Below are 22,371 nucleotides of genomic sequence, written 5' to 3' on the forward strand. Positions count from 1 at the left end.
ACGATGGGCCGCTCCAGGACCGAGGAGAAGCACCATGGCCAAGTACCTGCTGCTGAAGCACTACCGGGGTGCCCCCGCCGCCGTCAACGACGTCCCCATGGAGCGCTGGACGCCGGAGGAGATCTCGGCGCACGTCCGGTACATGAACGACTTCGCGGCGCGGCTCCAGGAGACCGGGGAGTACGTCGACGGCCAGGCGCTCGCCCCCGAGGGGACGTGGGTGCGCTACGACGGCGAGGGACGCCCGCCGGTGACGGACGGCCCGTTCGCCGAGACCAAGGACCTCATCGCGGGCTGGATGGTGATCGACGTCGACAGCCACGAACGCGCCGTCGAGCTGGCCGGGGAACTCTCGGCCGCGCCCGGCGCGGGCGGCGAGCCGATCCACGAGTGGCTGGAGCTGCGCCCCTTCCTGTCCGCCCCGCCCACGATCACGGAGTGACGTCCGAGGTGCCCTCCGGAGTGGACGAGACCCTGCTCCGGAGCCTCACGCCGAGCGTGCTCGGCATCCTCGTCCGCCGCGGAGCCGACTTCGCGGCGGCCGAGGACGCCGTGCAGGAAGCGCTCCTCGAGGCGCTCCGCGTCTGGCCCGCCGACCCTCCGCGCGACCCACGGGGCTGGCTGGTCACCGTGGCCTGGCGCCGGTTCCTCGACGCGGCGCGTGCGGACGCCGCCCGCCGACGGCGCGAGGACCGCGTCGAGGAGGAGCCCGCGCCCGGGTCCGCGTCCGACGTGGACGACACCCTCCGGTTGTACTTCCTGTGCGCCCACCCGTCGCTGACGCCGTCCTCCGCCGTCGCGCTCACCCTGCGCGCCGTCGGCGGCCTCACCACCCGCCAGATCGCCCGCGCCTACCTGGTGCCCGAGGCGACCATGGCGCAGCGGATCAGCCGGGCCAAACGCACCGTCTCGGGGGTGCGGTTCGACCGCCCCGGCGACGTCACGACCGTGCTGCGCGTCCTCTACCTGGTCTTCAACGAGGGCTACTCGGGCGACGTCGACCTCGCCGCCGAGGCGATCCGGCTCACCCGGCAGCTCGCGGGCGTCATCGACCATCCCGAAGTGGCCGGGCTGCTCGCGCTCATGCTGCTCCACCACGCCCGGCGGGAGGCCCGCACCGCCCCCGACGGCGCCCTGGTGCCGCTCGCCGAGCAGGACCGCGGCCGGTGGGACACGCTGGCCGTCGCCGAGGGCGTCGAGATCCTGCAGGGCGCCCTGGCCCGCGACCGCCTGGGCGAGTTCCAGGCCCAGGCCGCCGTCGCGGCGCTCCACGCCGACGCGCCCACCGCCGAGGAGACCGACTGGGTGCAGATCGTCGAGTGGTACGACGAGTTGGTGCGCCTGACGGACAGCCCCGTCGCCCGGCTCAACCGCGCGGTGGCCGTCGGGGAGGCCGACGGGCCGCACGCCGGGCTGGCGGCCCTCGCGCGGCTGGACGCCTCCCTGCCCCGGCACACCGCCGTGGCGGCCTACCTCCACGAGCGCGCCGGGGACCTGGAGCGGGCGGCGGTGCTGTACGCGGAGGCGGCCGGGAAGGCGTCGGACCTGGCCGAGCGCGATCACCTGACGCGTCAGGCCGCCCGGCTCAACACCGGCCGGGGCGGCTGAGCGCCGTCCACGGCGGCGGCGCCCGCCCGTCCGGGCGCGGCGGCAGCCGCCCCGGCGGGCGGAGCCGGGACGGAGGGGCGGCGGGGCGGCGGCGCGGGGCGACTACGCTGGCGGGGAGCCGGATCGTCGCAAGGAGCCCCACCGCATGGCCGTCAACCTGGTCAACCTCGAAGCCGTCAGCAAGGCGTACACACTGCGCACCCTGCTCGACGGCGTCTCCCTCGGCGTCAGCGAGGGGGACCGGATCGGGGTGGTCGGGCGCAACGGCGACGGCAAGACGACCCTCGTGCGCATCCTCGCCAAGCTGGAGCGGCCCGACGACGGCCGGATCACCCACCAGGGCGGGCTGCGGCTCGGCGTGCTGACGCAGCACGACTCGCTCGACCCGGCCGCGACCGTCCGCCAGGAGGTCGTCGGCGACCTCGCCGACCACGAGTGGGCCGGGAACGCCCGCGTGCGGGACGTGCTGACGGGCCTGTTCGGCGGCCTGGAGCTGCCCGGTTTCGCGCAGGGCATGGACACCGTCATCGGACCGCTCTCCGGCGGGGAGCGCCGCCGCATCGCGCTGGCCAAGCTGCTCATCGCCGAGCAGGACCTGATCGTGCTCGACGAGCCGACCAACCACCTCGACGTGGAGGGCATCTCCTGGCTCGCCGCGCACCTGCGCGCCCGCCGCTCGGCCCTGGTCTGCGTGACGCACGACCGCTGGTTCCTGGACCAGGTGTGCACCCGCATGTGGGACGTGCAGGGCGGTGTGGTGCACGAGTACGAGGGCGGCTACAGCGACTACGTGTTCGCCCGCGCCGAGCGGGAGCGCATCGCGGCCACCGAGGAGGCCAAGCGGCAGAACCTGGTCCGCAAGGAGCTGGCGTGGCTGCGGCGCGGCGCGCCGGCGCGGACCAGCAAGCCGCGCTTCCGGGTCGAGGCCGCCAACGCGCTGATCGAGAACGAACCGCCGGTGCGGGACGGCGCGGAGCTGATGAAGTTCGCCAACTCCCGCCTGGGCAAGACGGTGTTCGACCTGGAGGGCGTCACGGTCGAGGCCGGGCCGCGGGTGCTGCTGGAGCGGGTGACGTGGCAGCTCGGGCCCGGCGACCGCGTCGGTCTCGTCGGCGTCAACGGCGCGGGCAAGACCTCGCTGCTGCGGGCGCTGGCCTCGGCGGCGCGGAGCGAGGGCGAGGAGCAGCCCGCCGCCGGGCACATCACCGTCGGCCGGACGGTGCGGCTCGCCTACCTGTCCCAGGAGGTCGCCGAACTCGACCCCACCTGGCGGGTCCTGGAGGCCGTCGAGCAGGTGCGCTCCCGCGTGGACCTCGGCAAGGGCCGGGAGATGACGGCCTCCCAGCTGTGCGAGCGGTTCGGCTTCGCGAAGGAGAAGCAGTGGACGCCGGTGGGCGACCTGTCCGGCGGCGAACGGCGCCGGTTGCAGATCCTGCGGCTGCTGATGGACGAACCGAACGTGCTCTTCCTCGACGAGCCGACCAATGACCTGGACATCGAGACCCTGACCCAGCTGGAGGACCTGCTCGACGGCTGGCCCGGCTCCCTCGTCGTCATCAGCCACGACCGCTACTTCCTGGAGCGCACGACGGACCGGGTGTTCGCCCTGCTCGGCGACCGGACGCTGCGGATGCTGCCGCGCGGCATCGACGAGTACCTGGAGCGGCGCGCGCGGGCCGTGGAGAGCGCGGCGTCCGCGCCGGCGGCCCGTCCCGCGTCCGCCCCGGCGGCCGGGAAGCCGGCCGCCGTCTCGCGCGCGGCGCAGAAGGAGCTCCAGCGCATCGAGCGGCAGCTGGACAAGATCGGTGACCGGCAGGGCACGCTGCACGCGCAGATGGCCGAGCACGCAACCGACTTCGAGAAGGTCGCCCGGCTCGACGCGGAGCTGCGGGAGCTCACCGAGCAGAAGGACGACCTGGAGCTGCGCTGGCTGGAGCTGGCCGAGGAGCAGTGACGCGGCGGGCCCGCGTGGTGCGCACCGGTCACGGACGGGTCCCGGCTCGGTACCGGCTGGGCGGACGCGTGGGAACCGCCCGCGGTCGCTCATGTGTCCGGTGGTACAAAGGGCTTCGCTCAACAACCCAGCAAGGCCGAAAATCGGCGGGCCATATGTCCGATTCGCTCGTCCCTACGGGGGAATGAGGGGCAGGGCAATCGGTCCGCATGCGCAGAAGGATCGCCATGTCGCAGCCGCCCCCACCCAGCCAGCCGCCGAACCAGCCACCCGGCGAACCGCAGGACACGCCGCCGGAGGGGCAGGCGTCCGGCGGCTTCGGGCCGCCCCCCGAGCCCACCGAGTCCGCCTCCGGGTCCGCCTCCGGGTCATCGCAGGAGCAGGGGGCCGGTGAAGCGCCCGCCGACGCACCGTCGTTGCGGAAGTCGCCGGAGCAGCCGGAGCAGCCGGAGCAGGCCGAACAGACGAACCAGGCGCCGCAGACCCCGCCCGCGCCCGGCCAGGCACCGGCCGGTTACGGCTACCCCCAGGCGCCCGGCCAGCCGCCCACGCCGCCCCCCGGTTACGGCTACCCGGGGACGCCGCCGCCGTCGCAGCCCTACGGCTACCCGGCGGCGCCCGGAGCGCCGGGGCCCTACGGCCAGCCCGGTCCCTACGGCCAGCAGCCCGGCCCGTACGGGCAGCCCGGCCCCTACGGTCAGCAGCCCACCTACCCGATGCCGGGCGTGCCGCAGTCGGGCGGTGGCGGGTTCAACAAGAAGATCATGATCATCGTCGCCGCCGTGGTGGCGGTGGCCGTGATCGCCGTCGGCGGGATCTTCCTCTTCACCGGGGGCGACGGGGAGCCGGAGGCCAAGGGCGACGACAAGGGCAACAGCCAGGGCGGCGAGGGCGACGGCGGGAAGGAGCAGGACGGCAAGGACGGCAAGGACGGCGACAAGTCCGGCCCGACCGGCCCGCAGGACGGCGAGGGCGAGCTGGCCTGGCAGGTCGAGGCGCCCACGTCCTTCAACGCCGAGATCATCATGGAGGTGCCCGGCGTCTGGTTCGTCGGGGACAACGTCGTCAAGTACGAGCACGACGCCGTCCGGGCCTACGACCTCGAGTCCGGGGAGAAGGCCTGGGAGATCAAGGCCGTCCGGGGCGAGGAGTGCGCCGCCGCGCCGACGGCGTCCGGCGACCGGACGATGATCCTGTGGGGCCGCAAGTGCGAGAAGGTCATGGGCATCGACCTGGCGGCCGGCAAGGAGCTGTGGCGCGAGGACCTGCCGGCCCCCGAGGGCGAGAGCATGGCCGACGTCAGCTTCCCGCAGGCGGCGGTGAGCGGTGACACGGCGGGCGTGGCGTGGATCGGCGGCTCGGCGGCGTACGACCTCGACAGCGGCAAGCTCCTGTGGAAGCCGACCGACGACTACACCGAGTGCCGCGACCGCGCCTACGTGGGCGGCGAGCAGTTCATCACGATGATCGAGTGCGGCTTCGGCGACGAGGTGAAGCTCCAGACGCTGAGCGCCAAGGGCGAGAAGAAGGACGAGTGGGTGGCGCCCAAGGGCGTCGAGGTGCAGCGCGTCTTCTCCACGAACCCGCTCGTCATCGGCGTGAACGCGGGCGGCTCCAGCAGCATCGCCGTCACCGACATCATGGTCCTCTCGCAGGAGCTCGAGCTCCAGGAGAAGATCAGCGTCGACGAGGACCGCTTCCAGTTCCGGACCGACGGCATCAAGCTGACGGACGTCCGCAACGTGGTCGTCGACCCGGAGGAGAACGTCATCTACCTGGAGACGAAACTCCACCAGGGCGGGGACGGCCAGACCAACGAGATCGTCTCCTACGACCTGAAGTCCGGCCGACAGAAGCAGGTCTTCGAGCTGGGCCAGGCCGGCGGCATCTCGCCGGTCGCGATGCACGACGGCAAGCTCCTCGCCTTCGCCGACGGCGGCTACGAGGTGCCCGCGAACGCGCAGCTCCTCGACCCGGGGACGGGCGAGGCCGAGCCGTTCCTGGAGCTGCCCACGGACAAGGACGAGGCGCTGCGCAAGATGACCACGGGCAGCAACACCCGTCCGATGTGGGCGGGCGGCACGCTGCTGTTCGTCACCACGCAGCTGTACACGGACACCTCGCTCAACAACGCGCTCATCATGGCGGTGCGTTAGGGAGTACGACGGGACCGCACGGTCTCGAAGGACGGTCCACGGCGGGCCGCACGCGCAAGGCCGCGTGCGGCCCGCCGCCGTGTCCGAGGGGGACTGCACAGCGGGCACGTGACGCGGTAGCTTGCGCGGTTACCGGGGCGGGGCCGGACGGCGTGGTGCGGGGGCGGCAGACGGCGAAGGGGCGGGCGGATGGGTGTGCGGGTCGTGGTCGTGGACGACCACCGGTTGCAGGCCGAGGCGCTGGCCTCCGCCCTCAGGCTGCGCGGTCACCGCGTCCTGGCCGCCTTCACCCCGGGCCAGGACGCCGTGGAGTTCGTCGTCCGCAGGCGGCCCGAGGTGTGCCTGTGGGGGACGGCGGTGCCCGAGGAGCCGGGCGTGCTCGCCCCGGTCGCGCGCATCAGGGCGCGGCTGGAGCGGACGGCCGTCCTCGTCCTGGGCCCGGTGCCGAGCCCGCGCGGGGTGGCCGCCGCCTTCGCCGCCGGTGCGTGCGGTTACGTGCCCAGCGACGGGCGGGTGGCCTGCGTCGAACGGGCCCTGGTGCGGGTGCGGGTGGGGGAGGCGGCCGTCACGCCGGAGCTGCTGCGGCTGGCCTTCGCCGAGCTGCTGGACCCGGCGCCCCGTCCGGGCGACGAGGCCGAGCGGCTGCGGGCGCTGCTGACCCCCCGGGAGGTGGAGGTGCTGACGCGGGTCGCGGAGGGCGAGGACACCCGGGCCATCGCCGCGCGGCTGGGCATCGCGACCAGCACGGCACGCACGCACGTGCAGCGCGTGCTGGCGAAGCTGGAGGTCGGCTCCCGGCTGGAGGCCGCCGCGCTCGCCGCCCGCACGGGACTGCTCAGCTGAGGGACTTGGTGAACAGGTGGTCCGTGACGCCCGGCGGGTAGTCGGGCAGCTCGGAGACGAGGGTGTACCCGACCTTCCGGTAGAACTCCGGCGCCTGGAAGTCCCACGTCTCGACGCGGGAGAAGCGGCAGCCGTGCTCGTCCCGCGCCAGCCGCTCGGCCCGGCCGACGAGTTCGCCGCCGAGCCCCGTGCCCCGGTGCCGCTCGGCCACCCACAGGTAGTCGATGTGCAGCCAGCGGGCCCAGACGTGGCCGACGAGGCCCCCGGCGAACTCCTCGCCGCCCGCCGGGTCGAGGGCGGTGACGTCGAGCGGCACCTCGGTGTCGTGGACCGTGCCGCGCAGGGCGGCCAGGACGGGGGAGCCGCTGGTGTTCGTCTCCCGCAGCCGCGCGACGAGCAGACTCCGCCGGGCGTCGCTGACCGTCGTGTCGAAGGTGTACATGCGGCCGACTGTACGGTCCGCTCGTGGCCCGGTGGAGGGCCGCTCGGCGGCCGACGGAGGAGTTCGGCCACTTTGCGCGCCGGGGCTTCCGCCGCCGGGCACCGTCCGTACCCTGGTCCGCACCGTGCTGGGGGTGGGCGTTGCGACGGATACGGGTGCTGGTGGCCGACGGGCACCGGGTGTTCGCCGAGTCGATGGTGGCCGCGCTGGCGGCCGAGCCGGACCTGGAGCCGACCGCCGTGGGCAGTGGGCCGGCGGCCCTGCGCCACCTGGAGCGCTCGGCGGGGGCCGGGCGTCCGTTCGACGTGCTCCTGGTCGACGCGGAGCTCGTCGGGGTGGGGCGGGAGGGGAGCGAGGAGGCGCCGGAGGCGAGACTCCTGACGGCGGTCCGCGAGGCCCATCCGGGGGTGCGCCCCGTGGTCCTGGCCGCCCGGGACGACCCCCGGCACGCCGCCGCCGCGCTGCGGGCCGGCGCGTGCGGCTGGGTGGCCAGGGGCACCTCCCTCTCCCGGCTCCTGCGCGTCGTGCGCGGGGTCCTGCGGGAGGAGACGCACGTGCCGCCGGTGCTGCTCACGGCCGTCCTGCGGGAGCTGACGGCCGGGGCCCGGCACCGCAGCGAGGGGGAACGGCTGCTGGCGTCGCTGACCCCGCGCGAGTTGGAGGTGCTGCGCTGCATGGTCGCGGGGCTGGGGCGGAACGCGGTCGCCGAGCGGCTGTTCCTGTCCCCCCACACGGTGCGGACCCACATGCAGAACGTCCTCGGCAAGCTCGGCGTGCACTCGACGCTGGCCGCCGTCGCGCTGGCCCGCCGGGCCGGGCTGACCCCGCCGGACCCGCTGCCCTGACGAGCGCCCGCCGGACGGCGTCGCCCGCCGGACGGCGTCAGAGGCCGGCGGGGACGTTGTCGAAGGGAGCGGTCAGCAGCCGGAGCAGACCGGCGAGGTCGGCGCGCTGCGCGGCGGACAGCTCGACGAGGATGGCCCGCTCCTGGGCGAGCAGCCCGGCCAGCGCCTGGTCGGCGCGGTCGCGGCCCTCGTCCGTCAGCCGTACGAGCACCCCGCGCCGGTCGCTCGGGTCCGGGAGCCGTTCGACGAGGCCCTTCTTGGCCAGCCGGTCGATCCGGTTCGTCATCGTGCCGGAGGTCACGAGCGTCTGGGTCAGGAGCTGCCCGGGGGAGAGCTGGTACGGGGCTCCGGCGCGCCTCAGCGAGGTGAGCACGTCGAACTCCCAGGGCTCCAGGGCGTGCTCCGCGAACGCGATCCGGCGGGCCCGGTCGAGGTGCCGGGCCAGCCGGCTGACCCGGCTGAGCACCTCCAGGGGTTCCACGTCGAGATCGGGGCGTTCGCGGCGCCATGCTGCGACCAGTCGGTCGACCTCGTCCTCCATGCCGTCAGTGTAGTAGTTGTGTCGCCATAAAGTTTCTTGATGTCGAGACACATTGGAGGGATGACGGCCCTTACGGAGTGGAAGGCTCCGAACGCCGGGACCGCCTGTCAGGCACGGCAGGTCCACGCACGCAAGGAGGCACCGCACATGTCGTCCGCACCGACCTGGGACCCCCAGACCTACCTCCACCACGCCGACCACCGAACCCGCCCGTTCCTCGACCTGCTGGACCGCATACCCGAGCTCCCCGCCGCCGGACGCCCGCCGCGCATCGCCGACCTCGGGTGCGGCCCCGGCAACGTCACGGCGCTCCTCGCCGACCGGTGGCCCGGCGCCCACATCACCGGCTACGACAGCTCACCGCACATGCTGGCCGCCGCCCGCGCCCACGCGGGCCCCACCCCCGGCGGCGGCCGGCTCGACTTCGCGACCGGCGACATCGCGGACTGGGAACCCCAGGAGACCTACGACCTCATCGTCTCCAACGCCGCACTCCAGTGGGTCGAGGGCCATGCGGAACGCTTCAAGACCTGGCTGGAGGCACTCCCGCCCGGCGGCGTCCTCGCCCTCCAGGTCCCGGCCAACTTCACCTCCCCCAGCCACGCCCTGCTCGGCGAACTCTGCGAAGCCCCCCGCTGGCGTGACAGACTCGGGGCCCAGGGCCGCCGGTACGTCCACATCCTCCAGCCGCGGGAGTACCTCCAGCGGCTCACCGACCTCGGCTGCGTGGCCGACGTGTGGGAGACCACCTACGTCCAGCTCCTCCAGGGCCCCGACGCGGTGCTGAACTGGACGCGCGGCACGGCCCTGCGGCCGGTGCTCACCACGCTCGCCGACGATCCGGACGCCGCCGCGGCGTTCGTCGCCGAGTACCGCGACCTGCTCCGCGCCGCCTACCCCGAGGGACCGCACGGCACGGTCTTCCCGTTCCGCCGCGTCTTCGCCGTCGCCCGCAGACCCGCCGACTGAACCGCCCGGCCGGAAACGGCGCCGGCCGGGCGACCGCGGTGCCCCGAAGGGGTCGCGACCGCCCGGCCGGACCGGGTGAGGCCGGGGTCAGCCGGTGTTGCGCAGGCCGGCCGCGACGCCGTTGACCGTCAGCAGCAACGCCCGCGAGACCACCTGGTCCTGCGGCTCCTCCCGCTCGGCGGCCTGCCGCTGCCGGTGCAGCAGCGCGACCTGGAGGTACGAGATCGGGTCCAGGTAGGCGTCCCGGATCTTGAGCGTCTGCCGCAGCACGGGGCTCGCCTCCAGCAGTTCCCGCTCACCGGTGACGCGCAGCACCTCGGCGACCGTGAGGGCGTGCTCCGCCTCGATGGTGTCGAACACGTGCCGCAGCTCGGTCGGGACCAGCGTCTCCACGTAGTGCCGGGCGATGCGCAGGTCCGTCTTGGCGAGCGTCATCTCGACGTTCGACAGGAAGTTGCGGAAGAAGTGCCAGCGCTCGTGCGCCTCGGCCAGGACGTCGCCCAGCCCGGCCTCGCGCGCGGCCTTCAGACCGGTGCCGACGCCGAACCAGCCCGGCACGATCTGCCGCGACTGCGTCCACCCGAACACCCAGGGAATCGCCCGCAGCCCGTCCAGGCCCGCGCCGGAGTCGGGCCGCCGGGACGGACGCGAGCCCAGGTGCAGGTCGGCGAGCTGGTCGACCGGGGTGGAGGCGAAGAAGTACGCCGGCAGGTCCGGGTCCTCCACCAGCCTGCGGTAGGCGCCGTGCGCGGCCTCCGAGACGGTCTCCATCGCGGCGTCCCAGCGGGCCAGCGCCTCGTCCGACTGGCGCGGCGCCGTGTGCAGGGCCGAGGCCTGGAGCGTGGCGGCGACCGTCAGCTCCAGGTTCTCCCGCGCGAGCGAGGGCACCAGGTACTTGTCGGAGATCACCTCGCCCTGCTCCGTCACCTTGATCTCGCCCTCCAGCGTGCCGTACGGCTGGGCGAGGATCGCGTCGTGCGTCGGACCGCCACCCCGGCCGACCGTGCCGCCCCGGCCGTGGAACAGCCGCAGCCGCACCCCGTGCCGGTGCGCGACGTCCCGCAGCCGCCGCTGCGCCCGGTGGATCTCCCACTGCGAGGTGGTGATGCCGCCGAACTTCGAGGAGTCCGAGTAGCCGAGCATGACCTCCTGGAGGTCGCCGCGCAGCGCGACCAGCTTGCGGTAGGAGGGGTCGGAGAGCATCGCGTCGAGCAGCTCGTCCGCGATCCTCAGCTCGTCGGTCGTCTCCAGCAGCGGCACGATCCCGATGCGGGCCCAGCCGCCGTGCAGGTCGATCAGCCCCGCCTCGCGGGCCAGGATGGCGGCGGCGAACACGTCGTCGGCGCCCTGGCACATCGAGATGATGTAGGACTCGATGACCTCCGGACCGAAGGTGTCCAGCGCGCGGCGCATCGTCGAGAAGACGCCGAGCGTCTTGGCGCCCGCCTCGTCCAGCGGCGCCGGGGTCGGAGCCAGCGGCCGGCGCGAGCGCAGCTCCTTGGCCAGCAGCCGCAGCCGGTAGTCGCGCGGCATGTCCTCGTACCGCCACGACTCCTCGCCCAGCCGGTCGAAGAGCTGGCCCAGGGCGTGGTGGTGGGCGTCGGCGTGCTCGCGGACGTCCAGGGTGGCGAGCTGGAGGCCGAAGGCGGCCAGCGTGCGCAGCGCCCGCTCCAGCCGGCCGTCCGCGACGAGCTGCCCGCGGTGCTGCCGCAGCGAGGACTGCACGAGCTCCAGGTCGGCCAGCAGCTCGCCGGTGCCCAGGTAGTCCCGGCCCGGGACGTGTGGCTTGTCCTCGGCCAGGCGGTCCCGGGTGTTCAGCAGCTTCTGCCGCACGCAGGTGACCTTCAGCCGGTAGGGCTCCTCGGCGTTCAGGCGCTTGTAGCGCGGGCTGATCTCCGGCAGCCGCTCCAGGTCGTCGCTGAGGGAGTCCAGCATCTCCTGCGTGGCCCCGCAGTTGCGGATGGAGCTGGACAGCGCCCCGCGCAGCTCGTCGACGTGCGCCAGCGCCTGCTCGATACCGTGCTCGTGCTGGAGCATCAGCACGTCCCACGTCACCTGCGGCGTGACGTTCGGGTTGCCGTCGCGGTCGCCGCCGATCCAGGTGCCGAAGGTCAGCGGTCGCGAACCGGCGGGCAGCGGCGCCCCGGCCCGCTCCAGCTCCGCCGCCAGGTCCTCCAGCACGTCCCCGACCGCGCCGCTGTGCAGCTCGTCCAGGTAGTAGACGGCGTTGCGCGCCTCGTCGGTCGGCTCGGGGCGGGCCACCCGCAGCTCGTCCGTCTGCCAGATCAGGTCGATGTTCTCCGCCAGCCGCAGATCGGTGCGGCGGCGCTCGGCGGAGTCGGTGACCTCCAGCAGTTCGGCCACCTTGCGCAGCTTCGTCAGCACCGAGCGCCGCGCCGCCTCGGTGGGGTGCGCCGTGAAGACCGGACGCACCCCGAGGTGGGCGGCCGTCTCCTGGAGGTGCGCCGGGTCGGCGTCCTTCAGCAGGTCGGCCGTGCGGGACAGCCGGCCCCCGTCGGCGGAGCGGGCCGCGCGCATCTCGCGCCCCCGGTGCACCTGTTCGGTGACGTTCGCCAGGTGGAAGTAGATGGAAAAGGCCCGCACCAGCTTCGCGGCGGTCTGCGGGTCGGTCTCACCCAGGAGCGCGGCGGCGGCCTCGCCGTCGCTGCGCGTCAGCGCCCGGACGCGTTCGACCAGATCCAGCAGCTCCGGGCCTTCCTGCCGGACGATGGTCTCACCCAGCAGATCGCCCAGACGGCGGATGTCGGCGCGCAGGGCGCTGGTGCCCTCCGGGGACTCCACGGCCTCCGGACGGGTGTCGGCACTGCTCATGAGGGGCGGCTCCTTGCAGCTCTTCGGCAGCTCTTGGCGGCACTGCGGTGCCCCGGCTCACGGCTGCTGCGGTTGCGTCGCCGGTCGCGCGGGCACACCTGTTGTTCAGGACATTCTCGCTCTTGGCAGGTCACGGACCGCGCTGTCCGACGCCCTAAGGATAGGAGGAGCCCCTACCCCGGGTCGGGGCCGTCCACGCACCGGGCGCTCACTCCTTCGCGCGCCGCTGCGCAACCGCACCCCTGCCCGCTCCTGTGACCGAGAGGCCAAGTGCTGCCATACTTACGAAACCGTAGGTTACGGTTCCGTAGGTAGGGCCGGGCCGCCCCCGTCGAACAAGGACGTAGATGACGACGACACCAGAACTGATCGACGGCGCCGTCGACAGCACCGCCCCAGCTCCCCGTACACCCGCCAACGATCAGCCGGCCCCCCTGGGCACCCTCGGGGGTGACGAGCGCCGCACCGTGGAGCAGATCACGCTGCTGCTCTTCATCGCCGTGCCGTTCCTGGCCCTCGTCGCCGCCGTCCCCCTCACCTGGGGGTGGGGTGTCAGCTGGCTGGACCTGGGCCTGATGGTCTTCATGTACTTCCTGGGCTGCCACGGCATCACCATCGGCTTCCACCGCTACTTCACCCACGGCTCCTTCAAGGCGAAGCGGCCGCTGCGCATCGCGCTCGCCGTCGCCGGGTCCATGGCCGTGGAGGGCCCGCTGGTCCGCTGGGTCGCCGACCACCGCAAGCACCACAAGTTCTCCGACGCCGAGGGAGACCCGCACTCCCCGTGGCGCTACGGCGAGACCGTGCCCGCCCTGATGAAGGGCCTGTGGTGGGCCCACATCGGCTGGATGTTCGACACCGAGCAGACCTCGCAGCAGAAGTACGCGCCCGACCTGATCAAGGACCCGGCGCTGCGTGCCGTCTCCCGCCAGTTCGTCCTGTGGACGACCGTCTCGCTCCTGCTGCCCGCGCTCGTCGGCGGCCTGGTCACCTGGTCCTGGCAGGGCGCGCTGACCGCGTTCTTCTGGGGCTCCCTGGTCCGCGTGGCGCTGCTGCACCACGTCACCTGGTCCATCAACTCCATCTGCCACGCCGTGGGCAAGCGCCCGTTCACGTCGCGCGACCGCTCGGGCAACGTCTGGTGGCTGGCCGTCCTGTCCTGCGGCGAGTCGTGGCACAACCTGCACCACGCCGACCCGACCAGCGCCCGGCACGGTGTGCAGCGCGGCCAGATCGACTCCAGCGCCCGCATCATCCGGTGGTTCGAGAAGCTCGGCTGGGCCTACGACGTCCGCTGGCCGCAGGAGAGCCGCCTGGCCGCGAAGCGCTCGGAGGACCCCCGGGCCTCCCGCCGCGAGCGGAGCCACGCCGACGCGGCATGATGGTCGCTGTGGCGACCGATGACCGCATCTCCCAGCACCTGCCCGACGCTCCCTCCCGGCGTGCACGACGACGCATGACCGGGAAGGAGCGCCGGGAGCAACTCCTCGACATCGGGCGCAGGCTCTTCGCCGAACGGGGGTTCGAGGGCACGTCCGTGGAGGAGATCGCGGCCAAGGCCGGCGTCTCCAAGCCGGTGGTCTACGAGCACTTCGGCGGCAAGGAGGGCCTGTACGCGGTCGTCGTCGACCGCGAGATGCGCCAGCTCCTCGACATGGTGACCAGCGCCCTCACCGGCGGGCACCCCCGCGAGCTGCTGGAACAGGCGGCCTTCGCCCTGCTGGACTACATCGACACCTACACCGACGGGTTCCGCATCCTCGTGCGCGACTCGCCCGTCGCCTCCACCACCGGCACCTTCGCCTCGCTGATCAGCGACATCGCCACCCAGGTGGAGGACATCCTCGGTCGGGAGTTCACGGGGCGCGGCTTCGACGAGAAGCTCGCCCCGCTCTACGCGCAGGCCCTCGTCGGCATGGTGGCCCTGACCGGCCAGTGGTGGCTGAACGCCCGCAAGCCCAAGAAGGCCGAGGTGGCCGCGCACCTGGTGAACCTCGCCTGGCACGGCCTGGACGGCCTGGAGCAGAACCCCCGCCTCATCGGCCACCGCAAGGCGTGACCCGTCGGGGGCGGGTGGCCCTCACTCGTCCGCCCGGGGATCGCGCAGCGCCTCCAGCACCAGCCCGTAGACGACGAACGGCGCCCCGAGGGAGAGCGCGCCGCAGACGAGCGTCAGCGCCAGCGGTATGAGCGCCGACGCCGCCTCGGTGAGCCAGGGGGCGGCGCCCCGGGCGATGATCACGTCGGGGTCGTCCACGGCGATCCGGCCGCTGGTGTCCCCGGCCACCAGCCGGACGTCGTCCAGGTCCGCCCGGGTGCAGTCGGCGGCGTGGATGCGCAGACCCGTCCGGGCGAAACCGCCGTCGTCCGGCGTGAACGTCCCGAAGCAGTGGGTGTAGCTGCTCTTGTTGCCGCTCCTGACCTCGGTGCGGGTCACCTCCGCCGAGCCCGGCACCCCGTGCTCGCCCTGGCCCGCCCGGTAGTAGTCCAGCGCCTTTCCGGCAGTGGCGCCCAGCATCTGGCCGAAGCCGATGGTGAACGGCACGCAGACGACGATGAACAGGCAGGCCAGCAGCAGCTCCCTGATGATCACCGACTGCTTGCGCGGTGTCCGCTGCTTCCCCCGTGCCATGCTGTGGCGGCCCCCCGTGCGTCGTCCCCTAGGTGTTGTACGTGTTCTGGGCGCGGGCCAGCCCGTCGAGGACCAGGCACTCGACGGCGTCGGCCGCGCGGTCCACGAAGTAGTCCAGCTCCTTGCGCTCGGTGGAGCCGAAGTCCTTGAGGACGAAGTCGGCCACCGGCATGCGGCCCGGCGGACGGCCGACGCCGAAGCGGACGCGGTGGTAGCCGGAGCCGAGCGACTTGGTGATCGACTTCAGCCCGTTGTGGCCGTTGTCCCCGCCGCCCAGCTTCACCCGCAGCGCCCCGAAGTCGATGTCCAGCTCGTCGTGGACGGCGATGATCCGCTCGACGGGCACCTTGTAGAAGTCGGCCAGCCCGGTGACGGGCCCGCCCGAAAGGTTCATGTACGTCATCGGCTTGGCCACGACGACGCGTCGACTGCCGGGGCCCGGCGGCCCGATGCGGCCCTCGACGACCTGGGCGCGCGTGCGGTGGGCCTTGAACGCCGCGCCCATGCGCCCGGCGAGCAGGTCGGCGACCATGAAGCCGACGTTGTGCCGGTTGCCCGCGTAGCCGGGGCCGGGGTTGCCGAGGCCGGCGACGAGCCAGGGGCCGGTGGTGGTCTCGCTCATGTCGTGCCTGCTGCTCCCTGCGGCTGCGGTCGGCTGCGGTGACGGGCCCGGGCGGGGGCACCGGGGCGGAACGGCCACGGGCCGGGCGGCGGCGCGTCGGCCGCACGCCCGGCCCGGCGGGTCACGCCGCCGACTCGCCCTCGGCGCCCTCGCCCTCGGTGGGCTCCTCGGCCTGGGCGGCCAGGACCTGGAGGACGGTGGTGTCGCCCTCGACGTCCAGGGTGACGCCCTTGGGGAGCTTCACGTCCTTGGCGAGGACGCTGTCACCGGCGTTCAGGCCCTCGATGGAGACGGTGACCGACTCGGGGATGTGCGTCGCCTCGGCCTCGACGGGCAGGGCGTTCAGCGAGTGCTCCAGGATGAGCTGGCCCGGGGCCAGGTCGCCCTCGGTGTGCACGGGGATCTCGACGGAGACCGTCTCACCCTTCTTCACGGTGAGGAGGTCGATGTGGACGAGGAAGCCGCGGATGGCCTCGCGCTGCACGGCCTTGGGGATGACCAGTTCCTTCTTGCCCTCGACGTCCAGGTGGATCAGGACGTTCGAGTTCTTCAGGGCCATCATCAGGTCGTAGCCGGGCAGCGTGACGTGCACCGGGTCGGCGCCGTGGCCGTAGATGACGCCGGGGACCAGCTCCTGGGCGCGCAGCCGGCGGGACGCGCCCTTGCCGAACTCGCTGCGGATCTTCGCGGAAATCTTGACGTCGGCCATGACACTCGCTCCTCGTTTCGGGGTGAACCTGTACACGTCACCCGGCCACACGAACGGCCTGCTACGAAGAGCGCGTCGATTACGGACCGCCGCACCCGTGGTGCGGCCTCCCTCGCCGAGCAACCAGGTGATGGTACCCGGCGGGGAGGCCGCACCGTGAATCGGTCAGCTCTGCTCCTCGAAGAGGCTCGTGACGGAGCCGTCCTCGAAGACCTCGCGCACCGCACGGGCGATGGTCGGGGCCATCGAGAGCACGGTGATCTTGTCCATCTCCAGCTCCTCCGGGGTGGGCAGCGTGTTCGTGAACACGAACTCGCTCACCTTGGAGTTCTTCAGCCGGTCCGGCGCGGGGTGGGAGAGGATGCCGTGCGTCGCGGTGACGATGACGTCCTCGGCGCCGTTCGCGTACAGCGCGTCGGCCGCCGCGCAGATCGTGCCGCCGGTGTCGACCATGTCGTCGACGAGGACGCAGACGCGGCCCTTCACGTCACCGACGACCTCGTGCACGGTGACCTGGTTGGCGACGTCCGGGTCGCGCCGCTTGTGCACGATGGCCAGCGGCGCGCCGAGCCGGTCGGCCCAGCGGTCGGCGACGCGGACCCGCCCGGCGTCGGGGGAGACGACCGTGAGCTTGTCGCGGTCCACCCGGCGGCCGATGTAGTCGGTCAGGATGGGCAGCGCGAAGAGGTGGTCGACGGGGCCGTCGAAGTAGCCCTGCACCTGGTCGGCGTGGAGGTCGACGCTCAGGACGCGGTCGGCTCCGGCGGCCTGGAGCAGGTCGGCCATCAGCCGTGCGGAGATCGGCTCGCGGCCGCGGTGCTTCTTGTCCTGACGGGCGTAGCCGTAGAACGGGATCACCACGGAGATGCTGCGGGCGGAGGCCCGCTTCAGCGCGTCGATCATGATGAGCTGTTCCATGATCCACTTGTTGATCGGAGCCGTGTGGCTCTGGATCAGGAAGCAGTCGGCGCCGCGCACGGACTCCTGGAAACGGACGTAGATCTCGCCGTTCGCGAAGTCGATGGCCTTCGTCGGGACCAGGTCGACACCGAGCTCGCTGGCCACCTCCTCGGCCAGCCTGGGGTGCGCGCGGCCGGAGAAGAGCATCAGCTTCTTCTCGCTGGTCGTCTTGATCCCGGTCACTGCGGTGTCTCCTTGAGCTGCGGTGGTGGTGCGCCTATCACGGTACGCCCCGGCCTGGACCGTTCGTTTTCGGCCGTTCTGCGGGTGTTCCTGAGGGTTCTGCGGAGTCTGCACGTCCTGTCCTGCGGGGGCGGGGTCATGCGCCGCCGTCACCGTCACCGGCGCCGGAGCCGTCCGCCGGCTCGGCCGCCGAGCGGGCCGCCTGCGCCGCCGCGCTGCCCGGCCGCTTGCGGGCCACCCAGCCCTCGATGTTGCGCTGCTGCCCCCGTGCGACGGCCAGCGAACCCGGCGGCACGTCCTTGGTGATCACCGAACCGGCCGCCGTGTAGGCGCCGTCCCCGACGGTCACCGGCGCGACGAACATGTTGTCCGAGCCCGTCTTGCAGTGCGAGCCGATCGTCGTGTGGTGCTTGGCCTCGCCGTCGTAGTTCACGAAGACACTGGCCGCCCCGATGTTCGTGTGATCGCCGATCGTGGCGTCCCCCACGTAGGACAGGTGCGGCACCTTCGAACCCTCGCCGATCCGCGCGTTCTTCATCTCCACGTACGTGCCGGCCTTCGCCTTCGGTCCCAGCTCCGTCCCCGGCCGCAGGTAGGCGTAGGGCCCCACCGAGGCCTGCGCCCCGATCCGCGCCCCGACCGCGACGGTGTTGCCGACCGTCGCCCCCGGCCCCACGGAGGTGTCCGTCAGCCGCGCCTGCGGGCCCACCTCGCACCCCTCCGCCAGGTGCGTCGTGCCCAGCAACTGCGTCCCCGGGTGCACCAGCGCGTCCGGCTCGAACGTCACCGTGACGTCCACCCACGTCGTCGCCGGGTCCACCACCGTCACGCCCGCGAGCATCGCCCGCTCCAGGAGCCGGTCGTTGAGCATGCGGCGCGCCTGCGCCAGCTGCACCCGGTTGTTGATGCCGACGATCTCCCGGTGGTCGGCCGCCACGGCCGCGCCCACCCGGTGCCCGTCGGCCCGCAGGATGCCGAGGACGTCGGTGAGATACTCCTCACCCTGGCTGTTGTCGGTGCGCACCCGGCCGAGCGCCTCCGTCAGCAGGGCCGCGTCGAAGGCGAACACACCGGAGTTGATCTCCCGGATCGCCCGCTGCTCCTCGGTGGCGTCCTTGTGCTCGACGATCCCCGTGACCTCGCCGTCCGCGCCGCGCACGATGCGGCCGTAGCCCGTGGCGTCCGGCACCCGCGCGGACAGCACCGTCACCGCGTGCGCCCCGGCCTCGTGCGCCGCCGCCAGCTCCGCCAGCGTCTCCCCGGTGAGGAGCGGCGTGTCGCCGCAGGTGACGAGCACGGTCCCGGACAGGGCGACGCCCTCGGCCGTCAGCTCCTCCAGCGCCATCCGCACCGCGTGCCCCGTGCCGTTCTGCTCGTGCTGCACCGCCGTGCGCACCGCGCCGTCCAGGTCGGCCAGGTGTGCGGAGACCCGCTCACGTGCGTGCCCCACCACCACGACGAGGTGCTCGGGGTCCAGTTCCTTGGCGGAGGCGACGACGTGGCCCACGAGCGACCGCCCGCAGATGTCGTGCAGAACCTTCGGCGTCGACGACTTCATGCGGGTGCCCTCACCCGCTGCGAGAACGACGACGGCTGCCGGGCGGTTGGCGCTCACGGTATGCCCTTCGGCTTCGGGTGAATGTCACCCGAAGGATACCGCCGCAGGTCCGCGCCCCCGGTGAACCCCCTCGTCAGCCCGGTGCGTGGCCTCGGCCCGTGAGGGTGGCCAGCGAGGAACGCACCTGCGCGAGGTGGTCGCGGAGGTCGTCCGCCGCGCCGTCCTGCTCGCGCAGGATCCGCGCCGTCTCCGCCTCGACGCGCTCCTCCTCGGCCCGCGCCCGCGCGACGGTCTCCGCCGCGGCCGTCCGCGCCGCGTCCTCCGTCTCACCGGCGGCCCGCTCGGTCTCCGTCTGCTCCCGGCGCGCCGCGTCCAGCACGGTCCGGCCGCGCTCCTCCAGCTCCGCCACTCGGGCATCCACCTCGGCCGCCTCGGCGGCCAGCGCGGCCTCCGCCGCCTCCCGCCGCTGCCGGTGCTCCCGGTCCTGGCCGCCCAGCAGGGCCTGGCAGTGCTCGGTGACCTCGCGCAGCCGCGCCGCCGCCTCCTCCCGGCGTCCGGCCGCCTCCGCGCGGGCCGCGTCCCGCAGTCCGTCCGCCTCGGTACCGGCCCGGACCAGCACCGCGTCGGCCGCCTCCACACCGGCGGCGCGCACCCGGGCCGCCTCGGCTCCCGCCTCCGCGCGCAGTGTCCGGGCGGCCGCCTCCGCGTCCTCCCGCAGCCGGGCCGCGTCGCTCTCCCCGGCGTCCCGCACCGCCTCGCCCTCGGACTCCACCTCGGCCAGCAGCGCCTGGGCCCGCGGTCCGAGCGACGCGTACGTCGGCGGCGGCAGCGCCGCCACCACGGCCCGTAGCCGGTCCGCCTCCTCGCCCAGCTCCCGGGCGAGGACCTCCAGCCTGTCGAGCCGCTCCCGGGCCTCCGCGATCTCCCGGCGGAGGCCGGAGGTCCGCTCGTCCACCTGCGCGGGCCGGTAGCCCCGGCCCCGTACGACGTCGAAGCCGTGCGGTGACTCCGTCGAAGCCATCCTTGTAGACCTCTCCCACTCGAGCGCGTCCGTCCCCCCAGGATGCGGCATGGAGCGGCATTCCGGGACGAAGGGCGTCAGGTGTGTGCGCGTCGGACTACAGCAGGCCGTCCCACAGCTGCTCCAGCAGCACCGCCCACCAGTTCTCCGGGTGGCTGAGCGCCGCCGGGTCCAGCGCGGCCAGCTGCTGCTGGAAGTCGACCGTCCAGCGGCCCGCCTGGTCCGGCGTCAGGCCGTACCGCAGCCGCCACATCCGCCCCGCCATCGCCAGGCAGCGGACCAGCTCCGGCAGCCCGGTGTTGACGAACTGCGGCGCCGCCGGCTGCCCGTCGGCACGGCCCTCCAACGGGACGGCGACGATGTGCGCGGTGCCGTACTGCACGCACAGCTGACGTCCGAAGTCGTTGCCCATCACGAGGTACGAACCGGCGTCCGGGCCCGGCCGCACGCCCCGCTCCTGGGCCAGCTCCGCCAACGTCGGCACCGGGCGGCCCGGCTGGGCCTGCGCCCAGAAGAACGGGCCGAACTCCGTGGGCAGTCCGGCCACGACCAGCGTCCGCGCGACGACGTCGGGCACCCCCTGCCGGGAGACCGCCCGCTGGTCGAAGCGGAACACGCCCTGCGGGCCGAACGCCTGCTGCAGCTCGTGCCCGACGCCCTCCGGCGGGACGGGCGGCGCCTGCGGGACCGGCTGCACCGGGGCCCGTACCGGTGCCGGGCGCGCCGGACCGTCCGCCACCTGGTGCAACTCGCCCTGATGGGTGAGCAGATGACGCATGCCCTGCTGCCGCGATCCGTGGTCGGCGCCGTAGGGAGCCGTGTGGCTCACCCGCACCTGCGGCCACGTCTCGCGGACCATCCGGGCACAGTAACCACCCGGCAGGTCACACGACTCCAGCTCCGTGTGCAGCTCCAGCACCTGCTGCGGCGGCACGTTCATCGCCCGCAGCTCGTAGAGGATCTGCCACTCCGGGTGCGGCATCCCCGGCGCGGACCGCCGGATGAGCTGCTGCTCGGAACCGTCCGGCGCGCGGTAGCGCAGCACCGCCATGTACCCCGGGCCGACCGTCGGCACCGTCGGTTGCTGCGGATAGCCGTAGGGCTGCTGCCCGCCGGGGCCGCCGTGCGGGCCGCCGGGCTGCGCGCCCTGCGGTCCGTGCGGTCCGCCGGAGGGGCTCGGCGGCGGCTGCGGCGGGGGCGGAGCGCCCGGTCCGGCGGGCCCGGGGCCGGACGGACCGGCCAGCATCGTCGCGGCATGGTGCATGCCGTCACCCGGAGCACCCGGAGCACCCGGAGCACCCGGAGCACCCGGAGCACCGGGCGCGCCCGGCCCGTTCGGCGGGGCCGGGGGCGCGGGGGGCCGGCCCCCGTCCTGGCTCGGGGGGCCGGAGGGCCCGGCCAGCATCGTCGCCGCGTGGTGGACGCCGCCGCCCGGGGCGCCGGGCCCCGAGGCGTCCGCGCCGGACGGGGGCGGTGGCGTACCCGGATCACCGGCCTGCGCGACGTCGTCCGCCGACACCAACTGCGTCGGCACATAGCCTCCGGCCACTCCGCCCGACGTGCCGCCCGTTCCCGACGTGCCGCCCTGCGGCCTGCGGGCGGCGCCCGGCACACCCGGCTCACCGGGGGGCGGCGGAACCGTCGGACCCCGGCCGCGGGAGGGACGCGCCGGCGGCCGCACCTTGCTCGTGGCCGCGTAGGCGATGGCCTCGCCCTGCCCGGCCGGCGGTCCCTCCGCCCCACCGGGTGCGGGAACCCCGGGCGGCGGCGTACCGGGCGGTGCCGTGGCGGGCGGGGGCGCGTCCGGTGCCGACCCGTCGTCGAGCGCCGGGGACACCTGCGTGCGGGGCAGCGCGCTGCCCTCGGGCAGCAGCTCCGTGCGCGCCTCACCGGCGGGCGCGGTGGGCGGTGGCGCGTCGCCGTCCGCGTCGTCGCTGCCGCTCAGTGGCGGCGCCAGGACCGTCGCCGGGGGGGCGATCGACTCCCCGGCACCGGAGTCGGAGGTGTCGGCCCAGCCGCCGACCACCGGACGCCGCTCCGGACGCTCGCCCTCCGGTTCCGGGCGCTCCGCCGCCGGGGCCGCCGGGGTGGCCCCCGACTGCGACGACCTCCGGTCCGGGATGCCCATCCGGTCCGCCGCCTCCTGCAGCCACTCCGGCGGCGTCAGCAGGAACGACGTCGCCTCCAGGTCCACCCGCTGCGGCGGCACCGGGGCGGGCTGCGCGTCCACCGCCCGGGCGCCGTACTCCTCCTCGTACCGGCGGATCACCTCACCCACCGGAAGCCCCGGCCACAGCGTGGACTCCCCGCTGTCCCGGGCGATCACCAGCCGCGTCCGGCCGCCGTCGGCCCGGGGGCCGTCCGCCCGGTCCTCCGCCCAGGCCACGAAACCCAGGTCGAACTCCCGTACCCGCACCTCCCGGTGCTGGTACGCCGGGACACCGCCGTTGATCCAGCGCTCCGCCCGTTCCTGCGCCTGCGCGAACGTCACCACCG

General features: G+C 73.8%; 19 protein-coding genes. 9 read left to right on the forward strand and 10 right to left on the reverse strand.

What is annotated here, in order from left to right:
- The first annotated feature begins 34 nt into the window (after window positions 1-34).
- The 5 genes from V6D49_RS17325 to V6D49_RS17345 all read left to right on the forward strand — a co-directional run bounded on the left by V6D49_RS17325 (window position 35) and on the right by V6D49_RS17345 (window position 6,561).
- A complete protein-coding gene (locus V6D49_RS17325; protein ID WP_340560844.1) occupies window positions 35-442 on the forward strand; it encodes a YciI family protein in 408 nt (135 codons plus the stop codon).
- A gap of 20 nt (window positions 443-462) precedes the next feature.
- Window positions 463-1,608: an RNA polymerase sigma factor gene (locus tag V6D49_RS17330; RefSeq protein ID WP_340564099.1), complete on the forward strand. Its 1,146-nt coding sequence runs from the start codon at window positions 463-465 to the stop codon at window positions 1,606-1,608.
- 145 nt (window positions 1,609-1,753) lie between these two features.
- Window positions 1,754-3,562: an ABC-F family ATP-binding cassette domain-containing protein gene (locus V6D49_RS17335; protein ID WP_340560846.1), complete on the forward strand. Its 1,809-nt coding sequence runs from the start codon at window positions 1,754-1,756 to the stop codon at window positions 3,560-3,562.
- 227 nt (window positions 3,563-3,789) lie between these two features.
- A complete protein-coding gene (locus tag V6D49_RS17340) occupies window positions 3,790-5,718 on the forward strand; it encodes an outer membrane protein assembly factor BamB family protein (RefSeq protein ID WP_340560848.1) in 1,929 nt (642 codons plus the stop codon).
- A 189-nt stretch (window positions 5,719-5,907) separates the two neighbouring features.
- Window positions 5,908-6,561, forward strand: coding sequence for a response regulator transcription factor (locus V6D49_RS17345; protein WP_340560850.1), 654 nt, complete (start codon window positions 5,908-5,910; stop codon window positions 6,559-6,561).
- Here V6D49_RS17345 and V6D49_RS17350 read toward each other — a convergent pair.
- Window positions 6,554-7,003 carry a GNAT family N-acetyltransferase gene (locus tag V6D49_RS17350; protein WP_340560852.1) on the reverse strand — a complete coding sequence of 150 codons (450 nt, stop codon included), beginning with the start codon at window positions 7,001-7,003 and terminating at the stop codon, window positions 6,554-6,556. The genes V6D49_RS17345 and V6D49_RS17350 overlap by 8 nt on opposite strands.
- Window positions 7,004-7,143: 140 nt before the next feature.
- On the opposite strand from V6D49_RS17350, the gene V6D49_RS17355 reads away from it, so the two are divergent.
- Entirely contained in the window at window positions 7,144-7,848 is a 705-nt protein-coding gene (locus V6D49_RS17355; RefSeq protein WP_340560853.1) for a response regulator transcription factor, read from the forward strand.
- 37 nt (window positions 7,849-7,885) lie between these two features.
- On the opposite strand, the gene V6D49_RS17360 is transcribed toward V6D49_RS17355, so the two are convergent.
- Window positions 7,886-8,389 carry a MarR family winged helix-turn-helix transcriptional regulator gene (locus V6D49_RS17360; protein WP_340560854.1) on the reverse strand — a complete coding sequence of 168 codons (504 nt, stop codon included), beginning with the start codon at window positions 8,387-8,389 and terminating at the stop codon, window positions 7,886-7,888.
- Window positions 8,390-8,536: 147 nt separating this feature from the next.
- Between V6D49_RS17360 and V6D49_RS17365 the strand changes: the two genes are divergently transcribed.
- Complete coding sequence (locus V6D49_RS17365; RefSeq protein WP_340560856.1) at window positions 8,537-9,358, forward strand: trans-aconitate 2-methyltransferase; 822 nt, start codon at window positions 8,537-8,539, stop codon at window positions 9,356-9,358.
- 87 nt (window positions 9,359-9,445) lie between these two features.
- Here the strand turns inward: V6D49_RS17365 and ppc are convergent, their stop codons facing one another.
- Window positions 9,446-12,190: a phosphoenolpyruvate carboxylase gene (ppc, locus tag V6D49_RS17370; protein WP_340560857.1), complete on the reverse strand. Its 2,745-nt coding sequence runs from the start codon at window positions 12,188-12,190 to the stop codon at window positions 9,446-9,448.
- Window positions 12,191-12,537: 347 nt separating this feature from the next.
- On the opposite strand from ppc, the gene V6D49_RS17375 reads away from it, so the two are divergent.
- Both V6D49_RS17375 and V6D49_RS17380 read left to right on the forward strand, forming a co-directional pair.
- Window positions 12,538-13,572 carry an acyl-CoA desaturase gene (locus tag V6D49_RS17375; protein ID WP_340560858.1) on the forward strand — a complete coding sequence of 345 codons (1,035 nt, stop codon included), beginning with the start codon at window positions 12,538-12,540 and terminating at the stop codon, window positions 13,570-13,572.
- Window positions 13,572-14,249, forward strand: a complete 678-nt coding sequence (locus tag V6D49_RS17380; RefSeq protein WP_445330649.1) for a TetR family transcriptional regulator — start codon at window positions 13,572-13,574, stop codon at window positions 14,247-14,249. The genes V6D49_RS17375 and V6D49_RS17380 overlap by 1 nt, the downstream gene beginning before the upstream one ends.
- Before the next feature lie 21 nt (window positions 14,250-14,270).
- On the opposite strand, the gene V6D49_RS17385 is transcribed toward V6D49_RS17380, so the two are convergent.
- The 7 genes from V6D49_RS17385 to V6D49_RS17415 form a co-directional block, all read right to left on the reverse strand.
- The gene (locus tag V6D49_RS17385; RefSeq protein ID WP_340560860.1) at window positions 14,271-14,822 is read right to left on the reverse strand and encodes a hypothetical protein; all 552 of its coding nucleotides are present in this window, start codon (window positions 14,820-14,822) and stop codon (window positions 14,271-14,273) included.
- Window positions 14,823-14,850: 28 nt separating this feature from the next.
- Complete coding sequence (pth, locus tag V6D49_RS17390; protein ID WP_340560862.1) at window positions 14,851-15,444, reverse strand: aminoacyl-tRNA hydrolase; 594 nt, start codon at window positions 15,442-15,444, stop codon at window positions 14,851-14,853.
- A gap of 121 nt (window positions 15,445-15,565) precedes the next feature.
- Window positions 15,566-16,153 carry a 50S ribosomal protein L25/general stress protein Ctc gene (locus V6D49_RS17395; protein WP_340560864.1) on the reverse strand — a complete coding sequence of 196 codons (588 nt, stop codon included), beginning with the start codon at window positions 16,151-16,153 and terminating at the stop codon, window positions 15,566-15,568.
- A gap of 165 nt (window positions 16,154-16,318) precedes the next feature.
- Complete coding sequence (locus V6D49_RS17400) at window positions 16,319-17,296, reverse strand: ribose-phosphate diphosphokinase (protein WP_340560865.1); 978 nt, start codon at window positions 17,294-17,296, stop codon at window positions 16,319-16,321.
- A gap of 136 nt (window positions 17,297-17,432) precedes the next feature.
- Window positions 17,433-18,911: a bifunctional UDP-N-acetylglucosamine diphosphorylase/glucosamine-1-phosphate N-acetyltransferase GlmU gene (glmU, locus tag V6D49_RS17405; protein ID WP_340560867.1), complete on the reverse strand. Its 1,479-nt coding sequence runs from the start codon at window positions 18,909-18,911 to the stop codon at window positions 17,433-17,435.
- 76 nt (window positions 18,912-18,987) lie between these two features.
- Window positions 18,988-19,875: a cellulose-binding protein gene (locus tag V6D49_RS17410; protein WP_340560868.1), complete on the reverse strand. Its 888-nt coding sequence runs from the start codon at window positions 19,873-19,875 to the stop codon at window positions 18,988-18,990.
- Window positions 19,876-19,972: 97 nt separating this feature from the next.
- Window positions 19,973-22,369: an SUKH-4 family immunity protein gene (locus V6D49_RS17415; RefSeq protein ID WP_340564103.1), complete on the reverse strand. Its 2,397-nt coding sequence runs from the start codon at window positions 22,367-22,369 to the stop codon at window positions 19,973-19,975.
- Window positions 22,370-22,371: the final 2 nt, after the last annotated feature.

This window comes from Streptomyces sp. GSL17-111 (assembly GCF_037911585.1).
In the GTDB taxonomy this organism is placed as follows: domain Bacteria; phylum Actinomycetota; class Actinomycetes; order Streptomycetales; family Streptomycetaceae; genus Streptomyces.

Coding starts and splice junctions, on each gene's coding strand:
- V6D49_RS17365 (WP_340560856.1), top strand. CDS start 8,537: ATGTCGTCCGCACCGACCTGGGACCCCCAGACCTACCTCCACCACGCC.
- V6D49_RS17335 (WP_340560846.1), top strand. CDS start 1,754: ATGGCCGTCAACCTGGTCAACCTCGAAGCCGTCAGCAAGGCGTACACA.
- V6D49_RS17410 (WP_340560868.1), bottom strand. CDS start 19,875: ATGGCTTCGACGGAGTCACCGCACGGCTTCGACGTCGTACGGGGCCGG.
- pth (WP_340560862.1), bottom strand. CDS start 15,444: ATGAGCGAGACCACCACCGGCCCCTGGCTCGTCGCCGGCCTCGGCAAC.
- V6D49_RS17340 (WP_340560848.1), top strand. CDS start 3,790: ATGTCGCAGCCGCCCCCACCCAGCCAGCCGCCGAACCAGCCACCCGGC.
- V6D49_RS17375 (WP_340560858.1), top strand. CDS start 12,538: ATGACGACGACACCAGAACTGATCGACGGCGCCGTCGACAGCACCGCC.
- V6D49_RS17360 (WP_340560854.1), bottom strand. CDS start 8,389: ATGGAGGACGAGGTCGACCGACTGGTCGCAGCATGGCGCCGCGAACGC.
- V6D49_RS17325 (WP_340560844.1), top strand. CDS start 35: ATGGCCAAGTACCTGCTGCTGAAGCACTACCGGGGTGCCCCCGCCGCC.
- ppc (WP_340560857.1), bottom strand. CDS start 12,190: ATGAGCAGTGCCGACACCCGTCCGGAGGCCGTGGAGTCCCCGGAGGGC.
- V6D49_RS17345 (WP_340560850.1), top strand. CDS start 5,908: ATGGGTGTGCGGGTCGTGGTCGTGGACGACCACCGGTTGCAGGCCGAG.
- V6D49_RS17395 (WP_340560864.1), bottom strand. CDS start 16,153: ATGGCCGACGTCAAGATTTCCGCGAAGATCCGCAGCGAGTTCGGCAAG.
- V6D49_RS17380 (WP_445330649.1), top strand. CDS start 13,572: ATGGTCGCTGTGGCGACCGATGACCGCATCTCCCAGCACCTGCCCGAC.
- V6D49_RS17350 (WP_340560852.1), bottom strand. CDS start 7,003: ATGTACACCTTCGACACGACGGTCAGCGACGCCCGGCGGAGTCTGCTC.
- V6D49_RS17385 (WP_340560860.1), bottom strand. CDS start 14,822: ATGGCACGGGGGAAGCAGCGGACACCGCGCAAGCAGTCGGTGATCATC.